Raw genomic sequence first — 15,004 nt, 5'->3', positions numbered from 1 at the left:
ATGACAGGAGAAGAGCAGATATGAAGGAAAATGTGGAAGAACTGGTGAAAGAAAAACTTGGCCAGGGGGCAGTATTTCCGGCAGGAGAGGAAAATACAGCCTTCTCCCAGTATTTTAAAGGCCAAAGCTACCTGAAGATGCTGACAACAGCAGGGGTGGGGATTGGAAATGTCACCTTTGAGCCCGGCTGCAGAAACAACTGGCATATTCACCACAAAGGAGGCCAGATCCTCCTTGTGACAGGAGGCCGCGGCTGGTACCAGGAGTGGGGAAAGGAAGCTGTCGAGCTTCATGCCGGGGATGTGGTAAACATTCCTCCGGAGGTGAAGCACTGGCACGGAGCGGCTAAGGACAGCTGGTTTCAGCATCTGGCCGTGGAGGTGCCGGCCGACGGCGCTTCCAATGAGTGGCTGGAGGCTGTGGAGGATGAGGAATACAGCCGGCTTCCATAGGAACCTGCTGCAAAACAGAGTGAAAATATGACGGAATTCAGGTTCAGGAGGTACAGGGATGAAAGTATTGATGCTCAACGGCAGCCCGAGAAAAAACGGAAATACGTCTGCCGCCTTAAAGGAGATGGAGCGTGTATTTTTAAGGGAAGGAGTCGAGGTGGAAACCGTGCAGATTGGGGCCAGGGATATCAGAGGCTGCATTGCCTGCTATTCCTGCAGCAAGACGGGACGGTGTGTGTTTGAGGATGAGGTAAACCAGCTGGCTCCGAAGTTTGAGGAAGCTGACGGTCTGGTGATTGCCAGCCCTGTGTACTATGCCTCTGCAAACGCCACGCTGATCGCCTGTCTGGACCGGCTGTTCTACAGCACGCATTTTGACAAGACCATGAAGGTCGGGGCGAGTGTGGCAGTGGCAAGGCGGGGAGGCTGCTCTGCCACCTTTGATGAGCTGAACAAGTATTTTACTATCACGGGAATGCCGGTGGCCTCCAGCCAGTATTGGAACAGCGTGCACGGCAGGAATGCCGGAGAGGCACTGGAGGACGAGGAGGGACTTCAGACTATGCGCACTCTGGCGGCCAACATGACATTCCTTATGAAGAGCATTGCTCTTGGAAAGGAGACGTTCGGTCTTCCAGAGAGAGAGCCTCAGGTGTTTACCAATTTTATACGATAGGATCCCACTGTCCTGGCAGGCCGCCGTTTCGGCGGCCTGTATCTGTATTGGAGGTCTTTGCCTGGCCTTTTTTCAGAAGATAAAGGATTCCGGGCAGTTTTGAGAGAAGAGAGAAGAAGACAGGAAGAGCAGGATTGATGTTGGCCCCCGTTCCCTGTTTGTGCAAAAAAGGACTTGCAGAAGGGAGAATTTTGTCTTATCATATAGTTTGATATCAAACTATATAAAGGAGGGAAATGAATGCTCAATGAAGAACTGCATGTCCTGCTGCTCAGAGCCTTTCATCACTGCAATAAGCGGATTGTCCAGAGAACATCGAGGCTGCCGCTGCTCCCGGGACAGCCTAAGATTCTGGAATACGTAGAAGAAAACAACGGCTGCATCGCAAAGGATATATGCAGGGGCTGTGTGCTCGATAAATCGACGATGACAAGTCTGCTGACCCGGATGGAACGGGAGGGACTGCTTGTTAAAAGCGGAAGTCCGGCTGACAGAAGGGCATATCATATTTTTTTAACGCCAAAGGGAGAGCAGGCTGCCAGAGAAGTGAAAAGGATTTTTTCTGAAACGGATGAGAAGGCCTTTCAGGGAATTTCTGCCAGTGAAAGGGCAGGCTTTCTTTCCACATTGAATAAAATTATAGCAAACCTGGAGGATGAGACCGAATGAAACAGATACTAAAGCGTTATTTATATTTTATACTTGGAGTGGCGATCAACTCTTTCGGTGTTGCCTTCATCACGAAAAGCGCTCTGGGAACCTCCCAGATTTCCAGCGTTCCCTATGTCTTAAGCCTCCGGTTCCCATCTGTCAGCTTTGGCATGACAACCTTTTTTGTAAACCTGCTGTTTATTCTGATCCAGGCAGTACTTTTGAAAAAGAATTTTCAGCCTGTGCAGTTTCTTCAGGTAGCAGTCAATGTGCTGTTCAGCGTGCTGATCGATGTGAGCATGACGCTGCTGTCTTTTTTCCAGCCGGAGGCGTTCGGGCTCAGAATCGTAAGCCTTCTGGCAGGATGCGTCATACTGGCTGTCGGAATCAGCATTGAGGTAGCCCCTGATGTGCTGGTGGTTCCCGGGGAAGGGGCAGTGCGCGCAATTTCCCAGACCACGGGACTCAAATTTGGCTCTGTGAAGGTCTATTTTGATGTCAGCCTGATTGTAATTGCCTCGGCTCTGTCCTTCCTGTTTTTTGGAAGGCTGAACGGCGTCGGCCTCGGCACCGTGATCTCGGCTCTTACAGTGGGAAAATTTGTGAATATTGTTAACCTTCATCTCCCTGCTGTCCGGAAAATAAGAGATCTGGCCGCATCTGCTTCTTGTCCATCTGCAAATTTTGTGCCATAATAGAACTGAATTCCTGCCGGAAGGTCTGAGCTGCCTGCTTTTTCAGGCAGCCAGGAAGATGGACAGGGGGAAATAAAAGTGACAGTACTGAAAAGAGAGGGATAGATAATGAGAAGAGAAGCCTCCCTGGAATTGTGGAAATCTCTGTATAAGGCTGCCGTTCGTCTGATGGAACTTGCTCCATGGGACAATTTCTGGGATACGGATCTGGTAGCGATACAGCTGAAGGATAAAAGAGAACCTGTGTTTATGAGTATTGCAGGCCGGGGAATTGCCGGCTGCGGAGTGACGATGTATGAGGGAGAGAGAGGGCTGGAGGACTTTGATCTTCTGGAGGGAACCAGGGGTGAGGAAGGACCCTTCAGTGTTTTTGCGCTCAGAGAACAGCAGTGTGTCTCCTTAAGCTTTGTGGATCGGGAGGATGTGCCGAAGGAGCAGCGTGACAGGATAAAGGAGCTGAATCTCTCCTTCCGCGGCAGAGGCAAATGGCCCTGCTTTCTCGCCTTCGAGAAGGCCTATGCGCCGTGGACTCCTGACGAAAGGCAGGTGTCCGTTATGGCCCAGGCCCTGTGGGAGCTGTGCGAGGCGGCAGGTGACGTGAAGTCCGGAAAGGTGAAAATCCGATATGAGAGGGGAGAGCACCTGTGGCGTTCCTATGACAGTGAGGCAGGAGAGTGGAGAAACTATTCGGCGCCTCTACCTGACGGGAACAGAAAGTATCCTCTTGCAAGGCTGAGAAGCCAGGACCAGATAGAGGCTGTGAAGTCCAGACCCAGGAGCATTTATGAACTGTGTATGGATCTGTTCTACATGAATGCGGAGGTGATGGAGGAGGGCTATGACAAGCCGTTTTTCCCCCGCGCCTTTCTGGTTATGGATAAGAGAAGCAGGAAAATTGCCAATATGCAGGTTTTAGAGCCCAGGGACAGCGAGGTAAACGCGATCCTCCATTTCCTGCTCACCTATGTGATGAAGAGCGGAAGGCCGCGCACCATTTACGCCAGAAATCCCTGGATCTTTGCGGCTCTGACCGATACCTGCAAAAAGTGTGACATCCCTCTTGTGCACAGCGATCTGGAAGAGATGGAAGAGATGGTGGAACAGCTGACGGACGCTGGGACAGAGGACGGACAGGAGTAGGAAACGTGCTAAGGAATCTTTCCTGCTTCCGCTATTTTCCGCTATCGCCGTAGTTGGACAGATACCGGGCAGAGGGATCAGCTACATGGCAGCCCTCCCAGCTCTGATTCGGCATCCAGTAGCCCGGGATCATTTCCGCCTGGCCGGGATAGTGACGCTCAAAAATCTCCCGGTACAGGAGAGATTCCTTCGTGAAGGGCGGGCAGAAATCAAAGACGGCGGCTTTGGATGAAAATTCACTGTCGCTGTAGAGGCAGTCCGCATATTCCTTCAGACAGTCTACCATGGAATGGCCTACCGCGTCAGAGAATGCGGCCTTTTCGCGCATCAGGAGGTTCTCAGGGAGAATGCCGGAGCCCAGAAATGCCCGGCGCAGCAGATACTTGCCCTTTCCATAGACATTTCTCTTTTTCTCAGGGTCGATGCTCATGACATATTCTGCAAAGGCCAGATCTCCGAAGGGGACGCGGCCCTCCATGGAATTGTCGCTGATGCACCGGTCTGCTCTCAGCACGTCGTACAGATAAAGCTCCCTTACACGTTTTTTGCTCTCCTCCTGGAAGGCTGCGGCGTCAGGGGCAAAATCCGTATATTTATAGCCGAACAGCTCGTCGGAAATCTCCCCTGTCATCAGAACACGGATGTCGGTGGTTCTGTGAATCTCCTGGCAGAGCAGGTACATTCCGATGGAAGCCCGGATGGTGGTAATGTCATAGGTGCCCAGAATAGAAATCACCGGATCCAGCGCGCGGATTACATCTTCGCGGTCTATGAGTACTTCCGTGTGTTCGCTTCCGATGTATTCGGCGGCCTCCCGGGCGTATTTGAGGTCAATGGCGTCTTTTGCCATTCCGATGGCAAAGGTGCGGATGGGACGGCTAAGCAGACGGGATGCGATGGCGCATACAAGGGAGGAATCCAGGCCGCCGCTCAGCAGAAAGCCCATGGGAGCGTCTGAATCCAGCCTCTTTTTCACACCGTCTGTGAGAAGGATCCTGATGTTTCGGCAGATGGTATCTAAATCTTCAGAAGGATCGGACAGGTGTTCCTCATCCGGGTGAAAGGGAGAGGGAAAACGGCGGGAAAAGATACTGTCCGCCGACGGGGCGGACACGTCCCTGTATTTTACGAAGGCGCCGTCCTTGTAGTAGCAGCCGGGAGGAAAGGGAAAGATTCTCCGGCACAGGCCTACGAGGCATCTGGCCTCGCTTGCAAAGCAGATAGCCCCCTGGCTGTCATATCCATAGAAAAGAGGACGGATGCCGAAAGGATCTCTGGCTGCAAGGAAGGAGCCGGAAGCTTTGTCGAACAGAACAAGAGCAAACTCTGCGTCTAAGAGACGGAACATGCCGGTTCCGTATTTTTTATACAGCGGCAGGAGAAGTTCACAGTCGCTGCCGCTCTTAAACTCCCATCCCTCTTTAATAAGGGCTTCCCGGACAGGTCGGAACCCGTACAGTTCGCCGTTGCAGGCGACGCAGATGTCTTTATCTGAAAAGGGCTGCATACCTTCGGGGGAGAGCCCCATAATCGCCAGCCGCTTAAAGCCTATGAGGCCGCGGCCGGTATCTACAATTCTCGTATCGTCAGGGCCTCTCTCCTCCGAGCGGCCGAAGAGGGAGGAAAACTCCTCCCTGTCGGCCCCGGCCCTGCAGCAGCACATAATTGAACACATATCAGATCTCCTCCTATTTCACACTGAATATAATATCGCTGTAGGACGGATAAGGCCATGCGCTGGAATCGGTCAGACCCTCCATGCGATCCACTGTGGAGCGCAGGGCCTCCATGGCAGGCACGATGCTGTCACGATAGAAAAAGGCCTGTTCACAGAGCTTTGCCATTTCCCTCGCTTCTCCCAGCCGCCTTTCCAGCTCGCCTGCCTCCTCAAAAGCCTGATCAGCAAGGGAGGACAGCTGAGCCGCCACTGTGCACTCATAGCCAGACGGAGCCTTGGAGGACAGCCGCGCTTTTCTGCGGGCCGCCGCTGCCAGCTCTCCGGAAAAGCGGGATACGGCCGGAAGAATATCCCGGAGCACCATCTCGCTCATGGTCAGCGCTTCGATATTCAGAACCTTCACATAGTTCTCAAACATGATCTCACAGCGGGCCTTTGCCTCTGCCTCACTGAATACCCTGTGCCTGGAAAAGAGAGCCAGATTCTTTTCATCTGTAAAATGTGACACAGCGTCCGGAGTAGTTTTCAGGTTCAGGAGCCCGCGGGTCCTGGCCTCTTCGATCCAGCTCTCATCGTAACCGTTTCCGTTGAAAATAATCCGTTTATGTTCAGATATGGTCTTTTTCAGCAGGGTGTGGAGAGCTGCCTCAAAGTCCCCGGCCGGTTCCAGAATATCGGCAAACTGCCGGAGTTCCTCGGCCACAGCTGTGTTCAGCATAATGTTGGGGCCGGAGAGAGAGGAGGAGGAGCCTGGCATACGAAACTCAAACTTATTGCCTGTAAAGGCAAAGGGGGAAGTCCTGTTTCTGTCGGTGGTATCCCGTGGAAATTTTGGGAGCACATGGGCGCCGCGCATAAACTCCCTCTCACCGCATCCGTCATAGGGGCAGCCGCTCTCAATGGAATCCAGCACCTTTTCCAGATCGGAGCCGATAAAAATGGAAACGATGGCAGGAGGGGCTTCGTTGGCGCCCAGGCGGTGATCATTTCCCGCGGAGGCGACGCTCAGACGAAGGAGATCCTGATACTCGTCCACCGCCTTTATGACGGCACAGAGGAAGAGAAGAAACTGGAGATTGCTTCCAGGCGTGTTTCCGGGATCCAGCAGGTTATTTCCAAGGCTGTCGCACAGAGACCAGTTGTCGTGTTTGCCGCTTCCGTTGATTCCCTCAAAGGGCTTCTCGTGGAGCAGGCATACCATATGGTGGCGTCTGGCAATCTTCTGCATCATCTCCATGGTGAGCTGATTCTGATCCATGGCCACATTGGCGGTGATAAACACGGGAGCCAGCTCATGCTGGGCAGGGGCCACCTCATTGTGCTCTGTCTTTGCCAGGATGCCCAGCTTCCACAGCTCCTCATTCAGCTCGTCCATAAAAGCCTGGACCCTGGGCTTGACCGCGCCGAAGTAGTGATCGTCCAGCTCCTGTCCCTTGGGGGATGTGGCGCCGAACAGAGTTCTGCCGGTCAGAATCAGATCCTTTCGCTTCAGGAATACCTCCTCATCGATGAGAAAATATTCCTGCTCTGCTCCGATAGTGGGGCGCACCCAGGATACGCCGCCATTGCCGAAGAGGCGCAGAATGCGGACAGCCTGACGGCTCAGAGCTTCCATACTCCTGAGAAGAGGCGTCTTCTTATCCAGAGCCTCCCCGCCGTAGGAGCAGAACGCAGTGGGAATGCACAGCACCCGGTCTTTGATAAAGGCGTAGGAGGTGGGATCCCAGGCGGTGTAGCCTCTTGCCTCAAAGGTGGCTCTCAGCCCTCCATTAGGGAAAGAGGAGGCGTCCGGTTCGCCCTTTATGAGCTCTTTGCCGGAAAAATCCATGATAATTTTTCCATCGCCGGCGGGAGTAATGAAGCTGTCGTGCTTTTCAGCGGTGATGCCTGTCATGGGCTGAAACCAGTGAGTAAAGTGGGTGGCTCCATGATCCAGAGCCCAGTCCTTCATAGCGTTGGCAACGGTATCGGCTATCTGGGGATCCAGGCTTCGCCCGTCATGGATGGTGCGCAGAAGCTGGCGGTATACGTCCTTTGGAAGACGTTCTCTCATGGCGTTTTCGCCGAATACCATAGAACCGAAAATGGCGTCAGGTTTTTTCATAATGTCTCCTCCTTCTTTTCAGAGTATGAGCTGTCATGCCCGGACAGCGCGTCCGGGCGGGAACTGGAGAGGAACCGTCAGGTTTCTCCAAAAATAAAAAAACGACAGAGGGCACTTTGACCATTGGCCGGCGCCCTTGCCGTTTGTTTGGGTGATACTATAGCGCGCTGAGAGAGATTTGTCAACTGTTGTTTCAAAAAAAATTTGCTTGACAGCAGAGTCATTTTCCTGTATAAATGATTCCAAACTGCAGAAAATACAATTTTAAGAGAGAACAAAGGCGTTCGCTTCAGGGGGAAATATCCCCCTGGCGGACGCCTTTTCTGAAAATCGGGCTTTTTTGCGGAGGCAGAAGATGAGGAGGAAATCTGGGATGACGAAGTACATTTTTGTGACAGGCGGAGTGGTATCCGGACTTGGAAAAGGGATCACGGCGGCTTCTCTCGGGCGGCTGCTGAAGGCCAGAGGCTTAAAGGTTGCCGCACAGAAGCTGGATCCCTATATCAATGTGGATCCGGGGACTATGAGCCCTTATCAGCACGGAGAGGTATACGTGACAGAGGACGGCGCGGAGACTGATTTGGATCTCGGACACTATGAGCGGTTTATCGATGAGGATCTGAACCAGTATTCCAATCTGACGACGGGGAAGGTTTACTGGAATGTCCTCAGCAAGGAGCGCCGGGGGGAGTATCTGGGAGAGACGGTTCAGGTGATCCCTCACATAACCAACGAAATCAAGGATTTTATCTACAGGGTTGGCAAAAAGACGAACGCGGATGTGGTGATCACTGAAATCGGCGGAACCACCGGCGACATCGAAAGCCAGCCCTTTTTGGAGGCTATCCGCCAGGTGGGGCTGGAAGTCGGCAGGGAAAACAGCCTTTACATTCATGTGACTCTTGTTCCGTTCCTGAGGGGAAGCAATGAGCATAAGTCAAAACCCACCCAGCACTCGGTCCGGGAGCTTCAGGGGATGGGAATTAAGCCGGATCTGATCGTACTTCGCTGCGACGAGCCTCTGGAGGAGGAAATTTTCAAAAAGACAGCCCTGTTCTGCAACGTGAAAGAGGACTGTATTTTTGAAAATCTGACGATCCCTGTACTCTATGAAGCTCCCCTGATGCTGGAGCGGGAACATTTTTCAGAGATTGTCTGCCGGGAGCTTCAGCTGAGAGCCAGGGAGCCGGATCTTGCCGACTGGAAGGCCATGGTGGAGCGGATCAAGGGAAGGAAAAAGACAGTGACCATAGGCCTGGTGGGCAAATACACAAAACTCCATGACGCCTATCTCTCTGTGGCTGAAGCCCTGAGCCATGCAGGCTATGACTGCGGCTCAAGAATCGATATCCGCTGGATTGACTCGGAAACTGTGAGAGAGGACAATGCTGCCCAGGTGTTAGGAGCCTGTGACGGAATTATCGTGCCGGGCGGCTTCGGGACGAGAGGAATCGACGGAATGGTGGAGGCTGCCAGATACTGCAGAGAGCACAATGTCCCCTTCCTGGGAATCTGTCTGGGAATGCAGATTGCCGTGATTGAGTTTGCCAGAAATGTCTGCGGCATGACAGGGGCGTCGTCCAGGGAGTTCAATCCGGATTCCCCCTATAAGGTGATCGATTTTCTTCCGGATCAGGATGATCTTACGGACAAAGGGGGAACACTCAGACTGGGGGCTTATCCGTGCAGCATAAAGAAGGGCAGCAGAATGGAGGCGTGCTACGGCAGCAGCCTCATTTATGAGCGCCACCGCCATCGCTATGAATTTAACAACAGTTACAGGGACAGGCTGGAGGCAAACGGACTCGTCATCAGCGGCACATCCCCGGACGGAAAGCTGGTAGAGACAGTGGAAATACCCGGGAATGATTTTTATGTGGGCGTCCAGTTCCACCCTGAGTTTAAGAGCCGTCCGAACCGGCCTCACCCTCTGTTTAAAGGGCTTGTGGAGAGCGCGCTGAAAAAGAGAGAAAATCTGCGCTAATAAGGCTTGGCCGGCGCAAAGACTTTTGGAAAGGAGAACAGACGAATGAACAGATACCTTGTCCTGGAGAACGGAAAAGTGCTGAAAGGCACGGCTTTCGGAGCTGACAGAGAGGTAACGGCAGAGATCGTGTTTACCACGGCCATGACAGGCTACATTGAGACGCTGACAGATAAGAGCTATAAAGGGCAGGCGGTTGTCCAGACCTTTCCTCTGATTGGAAATTATGGAATCATCAGGGAGGATCAGGAGAGCGGGACTGCAGGGCTTTCTGCCTATATTGTGCGGGAATGGTGCGCCCATCCCTCCAATTTCCGGTGCGATACAGATCTGGACAGCTACCTGAAGGAAAACCAGATTCCCGGCATCTGCGGTATTGACACAAGGGCTCTCACAAAAATGCTCAGAGAGCATGGAACTATGAACGGGTTCATCACAGATGACCCGTCGAGAGCAGATCTGGAACAGATCAGGGCCTTTCGCTGTGAGAACCCGGTTTCCCAGGTGACAATCCATGAGCCGACGCTGTTTCGCGGCAGGGCCAGCCGCAGACTGGTGGTCATGCTGGATTTCGGAAGGAAGGACAATATTCTGCGCTCCCTCCTGGAGAGAGACTGTGACGTGTGGGTGCTTCCGGCTTCCACTTCCCCAAAGGAGGTTCTCAAGTACAAGCCGGACGGAATTTTCCTGACAAACGGTCCGGGAGATCCGGCAGAGAACACGGAGATTATAAAAAATCTGAGAGAGCTTTTGGAAAGCGGTATTCCGATGATGGGAATCTGTCTCGGCCATCAGCTTCTGGCCCTTGCACACGGTTTTCAGACAGAGAAGATGAAATACGGCCACAGGGGAGCCAACCAGCCTGTAAAGGACGGAAAGACAGGGCGGATTTACATTACCTCCCAGAATCACGGCTATGCGGTGAGGGAGGACAGCATCGATACCTCTGTAGCTGAAACCTCCTTTGTCAATGTCAATGACGGGACCAATGAGGGGCTGCGCTATAAAAATTACCCCGTGTACTCCGTCCAGTTTCACCCGGAGGCGTGCGGAGGCCCGAAGGACACAGATTTTCTGTTTGATGATTTTTTAGGGATGCTGAAACGGTAGAAGCCCCGCCTGGCAGTTCAGCTTTGCCATAGAGCAGTACGAAAAGACAGATAAGGAGGAAACAGAATGCCTTTCAATCATTCAATTAAAAAGGTGCTTGTGATCGGCTCCGGCCCCATTGTCATCGGACAGGCAGCAGAATTCGACTATGCGGGAGCGCAGGCCTGCCGTGCCCTCAGGGAGGAGGGGCTGGAAATTGTCTTGGTGAATTCAAATCCGGCTACCATTATGACGGATCACATGATGGCAGACAGAATATACATTGAGCCGCTGACCCTTGAAACGGTGAAGAGGATTATTGAGAAGGAAAAGCCGGACAGCATTCTCTCCGGTCTCGGCGGCCAGACGGGGCTTACACTTTGTATGCAGCTGGCCCATGACGGGTTCTTAGAGGAGCATGGAGTAAAGCTTTTAGGCTCTTCGCCGGAAACTATCGACAGAGCAGAGGACAGGCAGCTCTTTAAGGATACTATGGAGTCCATCGGACAGCCCTGCGTCCCGTCAAAGGTAGTCAATGAGACAGAGGACGCCCTGGAATTTGCGAAGACCATCGGATATCCGGTGATTGTCCGCCCGGCCTTCACCCTGGGAGGAACGGGAGGAGGAATCGCAGACAGTGAGGAGGAGCTTCGGGAGATTGCAAGAAACGGCCTTGCCCTGTCGCCGATTCACCAGATTCTGGTGGAGAAAGGGATTTCCGGCTGGAAAGAGATTGAGTTTGAGGTGATCAGGGACAGGACAGGAAACTGCATCACCGTCTGCTCAATGGAAAACTTTGATCCGGTAGGGATCCACACAGGCGACAGCATTGTCATCGCCCCTGCGGTGACGCTGGCAGACAGGGAGTACCAGATGCTTCGCTCTGCGGCTCTCAGGATTGTGGATACCCTTCAGGTAGAGGGCGGCTGCAACTGCCAGTTCGCACTGAATCCAGAGTCTTTCGAGTATGCAGTGATCGAGGTAAACCCGAGAGTGTCCCGCTCCTCGGCCCTGGCATCCAAGGCCACAGGCTATCCAATCGCCAAGGTAGCCACCAAGATTGCCGTGGGATACACCCTGGATGAGATCAAAAATGCAGTGACAGGAAATACGTACGCCGCCTTTGAGCCGGCTCTGGACTATGTGGCTGTAAAGTTCCCCAAGTGGCCCTTTGAGAAATTCGTGTATGCAGAGAGGACGCTGGGAACTCAGATGAAGGCCACTGGGGAGGTTATGTCCATCTCCGACAGCTTTGAGTCAGCCATTATGAAAGCGGTGAGAGGGGCGGAGATCTCCACAGAAACCCTGAGTTTTGCGTGGATACGCGCCCTGACGGACGGGGAGCTGAAAGACCGCATTCACGTCCAGGATGACAGCCGCCTTTTTGTAGTCTGCGAGGCCTTAAGACGGGGGATCACAGTGGAGGAAATCCACGGGATCACAAAGATTGACGAGTGGTTTCTCTGGAAGCTCAGAAATATAGTCGATTATGAGAAGGAGATTGAGGAAAGGCAGCTGACCGGGGAGCTGTATATGCGAGGCAAGAAACTGGGCTTTACAGACCGCTCCCTTGAGACCATATCCGGCCATCCCCTGCCTGCGAAGGCTGCTCCTGTGTACCGGATGGTTGATACCTGTGCCGGCGAGTTTGCCGCCCAGACACCTTACTTCTACGGCGTTTACAGCAGCGAGGAGGAGGGAGGAGAAAATGAGGTGCTGCCGTTTATCAGAAATCCCGGGAAAACCGTCGTGGTATTTGGCTCCGGCCCCATCCGTATCGGGCAGGGAATTGAGTTTGACTATGCCAGCGTTCACTGTGTCCAGGTGCTGAAGGGGCTGGGCTATGAGGTAGTGATTGTCAACAATAATCCGGAGACTGTTTCCACGGATTTCGACACGGCAGACCGTCTCTACTTTGAGCCGCTGACGACGGAGGATGTGAAGAACATCCTTCAGGCGGAGAAGCCCTGCGGGGTGGTGGTGGCCTTCGGCGGCCAGACTGCAATCCGGCTGACCAGGTTTCTGGCAGAGAGCGGGGTGCCGGTTATCGGAACCTGTGCAGACAGCATCGATATGGCGGAGGACAGAGAACGGTTTGATGAGCTCTTAGACCGTCTGCACATTGCAAAGCCGAAGGGGCACACAGTCATGACAGAAGAAGAGGCCATCCGGGCAGCAGAGAGCGTGGGGTATCCGGTTCTGATGCGCCCGTCCTATGTACTGGGGGGTCAGAACATGATTATCGCCTTCGACGAGGCGGACATCAGAGAGTATATGAAAATTATCCTGGCTCAGAATATTGAAAATCCGGTGCTCATTGACAAGTACCTGGAGGGTACGGAGATAGAGGTGGATGCCATCTATGACGGAACAGATATTCTGCTTCCGGGAATCATGGAGCATGTGGAGCGTTCAGGCATCCACTCCGGCGACAGCATAGCCATCTATCCGGCCATGCACCTGACGCCGGAGACGGAGGAGAAGATCGCAGAGACCACGAAAAAGCTCTGTGAAGGTCTCAACGCCGTCGGCATTGTCAATGTCCAGTACATTGTGGCAGACGGGGAGATCTATATTATAGAGGTAAACCCTAGGGCATCCAGAACCGTTCCCTACCTGTCGAAGGTGACGGGAGTGCCGATGGTCGATCTGGCGGTAAAGGCAAGCCTTGGAATGAAGCTCAGAGATCTTGGCTTTGGCACGGGGCTTTACAGAAAATCACGGTACACGGCAGTCAAGGTACCGGTGTTCTCCTTTGAGAAGCTGATTGATGTGGACGTACAGCTGGGGCCGGAGATGAAATCAACCGGTGAGGTTCTGGGCATTGGACGGGATCTGAAGGAGGCACTCTACAAAGGGCTCTTGGGAGCCGGCTACAAGATGTTCCACGAGGGAGGCGTGTTCTTTACTGTCAGGAGAAGTGATAAAAAAGAGCTTCCTGCGCTGGCGGAGAAGTTTGCATTCCTGGGCTTCAGGCTCTACGCCACAGAGGGAAATGCCAGAGTGCTCCGGGAGGCCGGATTTGCGGTTAACATGGTTCCGAAGATCGATGAGAACAGCGAGTACAACAGCATGACCATCCTGGAAACAGGGAGAGTGCAGTATATTATCTCTACCTCTGCCAAGGGACGGATTCCGGCCAGGGACAGCGTGAGGATCCGCCGCAGAGCCTGTCTGCTGGGCGTTCCGTGCCTGACCTCCATCGACACGGCAGGCGCGCTGGCAGACAGCCTGATGAGCAGGTACAATGAGGACAACACGGTTCTGGTGGATATTAACCGGATGCAGGAGGAAAGGATTCAGGGAGAGCAGGTACAGTCAGGAAGGAGAGAAGAGCATGGCGGCAGATATTAACCACAATTACGAAAACTTACAGGAGAGCTACCTGTTTGCAGAGACAGCAAAAAGGGTGAATGCCTACAGTCATAGCCACCCGGAGGCAAAACTCATCCGGATGGGGATCGGAGACGTGACGCGCCCTCTCCCGGAGGCAGTTGTGAAAGCCCTTCACCGCGCGTCCGATGAGATGGGAAAGGCGGAAACCTTCCGGGGCTACGGTCCGGAGCAGGGGTACGACTTCCTGAGGGAGGCTGTGAGGGAGTATTACAGGCGGTTCGGCGTGGAGCTGGCAGCAGAGGAGATCTTTATCTCAGACGGGGCCAAGAGCGATCTGGGAAATATCCTCGATATTTTCAGCCGTTCCTGCCGCGTCCTGGTGACGGATCCCGTCTATCCTGTCTATGTGGATACGAATCTCATGGACGGCCGCGAGATTCTGTATGCCCGGGCCGGGGAGGAGAATGGCTTCCTCCCCATGCCAGAGGAGGGCATGGAGGCAGATCTGATCTACCTGTGCTCTCCCAACAACCCCACAGGCGCCGTTTATACGAGGGAGCAGCTGAAGGAATGGGTGGACTTTGCAAACGTCAGGGGAAGTGTGATCCTCTTTGACGCTGCCTACGAGTGCTTCGTGACGGGAGAGCTGCCCCGCAGCATTTTTGAGATAGAGGGCGCAAGGACCTGTGCCATTGAGTTCTGTTCCTTCTCCAAGAAGGCGGGATTTACCGGAACCCGATGCGGATACACGGTGATCCCCATGGAGCTTGTGCGCTCCGGGAAGGAGCTTAACAGACTGTGGCTGCGCCGCCAGACCACGAAGTTCAACGGAGTGCCCTATATTGTCCAGAGGGCTGCCGCCGCTGTGTTTACAGAAGAAGGCGAGAGACAGATTCTTGAAAATATTCAGTATTACAGGGATAATGCGAAAATTATTACAGAGACCCTGGACAGACTTGGAATCTGGTATACAGGCGGGGAGCATTCCCCGTATATCTGGCTGAAATGCCCGCGGCAGATGGACTCCTGGACCTTTTTTGATTTTCTGCTGGAGAAGGCCAATGTTGTGGGAACGCCGGGCGCCGGCTTTGGTGCCTGCGGGGAAGGATACTTCCGGCTGACGGCTTTCTCCACAAGGGAGAATACCATTGAAGCCATGAAACGGTTTTATGAGGTGTTTTCCAGATAGGAAAATAAAA

The 15,004-nt window shown here is 53.4% G+C and carries 11 protein-coding genes; 9 read left to right on the top strand and 2 right to left on the bottom strand.

Annotated elements, in window-relative coordinates; genetic code table 11:
- Nucleotides 1-20 precede the first annotated feature (20 nt).
- The 5 genes from LK436_RS13365 to LK436_RS13345 all read left to right on the top strand — a co-directional run bounded on the left by LK436_RS13365 (nt 21) and on the right by LK436_RS13345 (nt 3,614).
- The gene (locus tag LK436_RS13365) at nt 21-452 is read left to right on the top strand and encodes a cupin domain-containing protein (RefSeq protein WP_008395079.1); all 432 of its coding nucleotides are present in this window, start codon (nt 21-23) and stop codon (nt 450-452) included.
- Between the two features lie 58 nt (nt 453-510).
- Nucleotides 511-1,128 (top strand): flavodoxin family protein, encoded by a 618-nt coding sequence (locus LK436_RS13360; protein WP_008395080.1) that lies wholly within the window; start codon nt 511-513, stop codon nt 1,126-1,128.
- A gap of 240 nt (nt 1,129-1,368) precedes the next feature.
- Nucleotides 1,369-1,797 carry a MarR family winged helix-turn-helix transcriptional regulator gene (locus tag LK436_RS13355; protein WP_008395082.1) on the top strand — a complete coding sequence of 143 codons (429 nt, stop codon included), beginning with the start codon at nt 1,369-1,371 and terminating at the stop codon, nt 1,795-1,797.
- Nucleotides 1,794-2,474: a YczE/YyaS/YitT family protein gene (locus LK436_RS13350; protein ID WP_008395083.1), complete on the top strand. Its 681-nt coding sequence runs from the start codon at nt 1,794-1,796 to the stop codon at nt 2,472-2,474. Before LK436_RS13355 ends, LK436_RS13350 begins: the two co-directional genes overlap by 4 nt.
- 108 nt (nt 2,475-2,582) lie before the next feature.
- A complete protein-coding gene (locus LK436_RS13345; protein WP_008395084.1) occupies nt 2,583-3,614 on the top strand; it encodes a DUF6930 domain-containing protein in 1,032 nt (343 codons plus the stop codon).
- A gap of 31 nt (nt 3,615-3,645) precedes the next feature.
- On the opposite strand, the gene asnB is transcribed toward LK436_RS13345, so the two are convergent.
- Nucleotides 3,646-5,289, bottom strand: a complete 1,644-nt coding sequence (gene asnB / locus LK436_RS13340) for an asparagine synthase B (protein ID WP_044930343.1) — start codon at nt 5,287-5,289, stop codon at nt 3,646-3,648.
- A 13-nt stretch (nt 5,290-5,302) separates the two neighbouring features.
- Nucleotides 5,303-7,396, bottom strand: coding sequence for a glutamine synthetase III (locus LK436_RS13335; RefSeq protein ID WP_008395086.1), 2,094 nt, complete (start codon nt 7,394-7,396; stop codon nt 5,303-5,305).
- 373 nt (nt 7,397-7,769) lie between these two features.
- Between LK436_RS13335 and LK436_RS13330 the strand changes: the two genes are divergently transcribed.
- The 4 genes from LK436_RS13330 to LK436_RS13315 all read left to right on the top strand — a co-directional run bounded on the left by LK436_RS13330 (nt 7,770) and on the right by LK436_RS13315 (nt 14,994).
- The gene (locus LK436_RS13330) at nt 7,770-9,380 is read left to right on the top strand and encodes a CTP synthase (protein ID WP_044930344.1); all 1,611 of its coding nucleotides are present in this window, start codon (nt 7,770-7,772) and stop codon (nt 9,378-9,380) included.
- 45 nt (nt 9,381-9,425) lie between these two features.
- Complete coding sequence (locus tag LK436_RS13325) at nt 9,426-10,490, top strand: carbamoyl phosphate synthase small subunit (RefSeq protein WP_008395089.1); 1,065 nt, start codon at nt 9,426-9,428, stop codon at nt 10,488-10,490.
- A 66-nt stretch (nt 10,491-10,556) separates the two neighbouring features.
- The gene (gene carB / locus LK436_RS13320; RefSeq protein WP_008395090.1) at nt 10,557-13,823 is read left to right on the top strand and encodes a carbamoyl-phosphate synthase large subunit; all 3,267 of its coding nucleotides are present in this window, start codon (nt 10,557-10,559) and stop codon (nt 13,821-13,823) included.
- Nucleotides 13,807-14,994 (top strand): LL-diaminopimelate aminotransferase, encoded by a 1,188-nt coding sequence (locus tag LK436_RS13315; protein WP_008395091.1) that lies wholly within the window; start codon nt 13,807-13,809, stop codon nt 14,992-14,994. The genes carB and LK436_RS13315 overlap by 17 nt, the downstream gene beginning before the upstream one ends.
- Nucleotides 14,995-15,004 lie beyond the last annotated feature (10 nt).

This window comes from Clostridium sp. M62/1 (genome assembly GCF_020736365.1).
Lineage (GTDB): Bacteria > Bacillota > Clostridia > Lachnospirales > Lachnospiraceae > Otoolea > Otoolea saccharolyticum_A.
Note: the sequence above shows the minus strand (reverse complement) of the source record. Positions and strands in the feature narration are given on the sequence as shown.

What these genes read in the sequence shown, in the direction of transcription:
- LK436_RS13365 (WP_008395079.1), top strand. Translation starts at nt 21, where the DNA reads ATGAAGGAAAATGTGGAAGAACTGGTGAAAGAAAAACTTGGCCAGGGG.
- LK436_RS13360 (WP_008395080.1), top strand. Translation starts at nt 511, where the DNA reads ATGAAAGTATTGATGCTCAACGGCAGCCCGAGAAAAAACGGAAATACG.
- LK436_RS13355 (WP_008395082.1), top strand. Translation starts at nt 1,369, where the DNA reads ATGCTCAATGAAGAACTGCATGTCCTGCTGCTCAGAGCCTTTCATCAC.
- LK436_RS13350 (WP_008395083.1), top strand. Translation starts at nt 1,794, where the DNA reads ATGAAACAGATACTAAAGCGTTATTTATATTTTATACTTGGAGTGGCG.
- LK436_RS13345 (WP_008395084.1), top strand. Translation starts at nt 2,583, where the DNA reads ATGAGAAGAGAAGCCTCCCTGGAATTGTGGAAATCTCTGTATAAGGCT.
- asnB (WP_044930343.1), bottom strand. Translation starts at nt 5,289, where the DNA reads ATGTGTTCAATTATGTGCTGCTGCAGGGCCGGGGCCGACAGGGAGGAG.
- LK436_RS13335 (WP_008395086.1), bottom strand. Translation starts at nt 7,396, where the DNA reads ATGAAAAAACCTGACGCCATTTTCGGTTCTATGGTATTCGGCGAAAAC.
- LK436_RS13330 (WP_044930344.1), top strand. Translation starts at nt 7,770, where the DNA reads ATGACGAAGTACATTTTTGTGACAGGCGGAGTGGTATCCGGACTTGGA.
- LK436_RS13325 (WP_008395089.1), top strand. Translation starts at nt 9,426, where the DNA reads ATGAACAGATACCTTGTCCTGGAGAACGGAAAAGTGCTGAAAGGCACG.
- carB (WP_008395090.1), top strand. Translation starts at nt 10,557, where the DNA reads ATGCCTTTCAATCATTCAATTAAAAAGGTGCTTGTGATCGGCTCCGGC.
- LK436_RS13315 (WP_008395091.1), top strand. Translation starts at nt 13,807, where the DNA reads ATGGCGGCAGATATTAACCACAATTACGAAAACTTACAGGAGAGCTAC.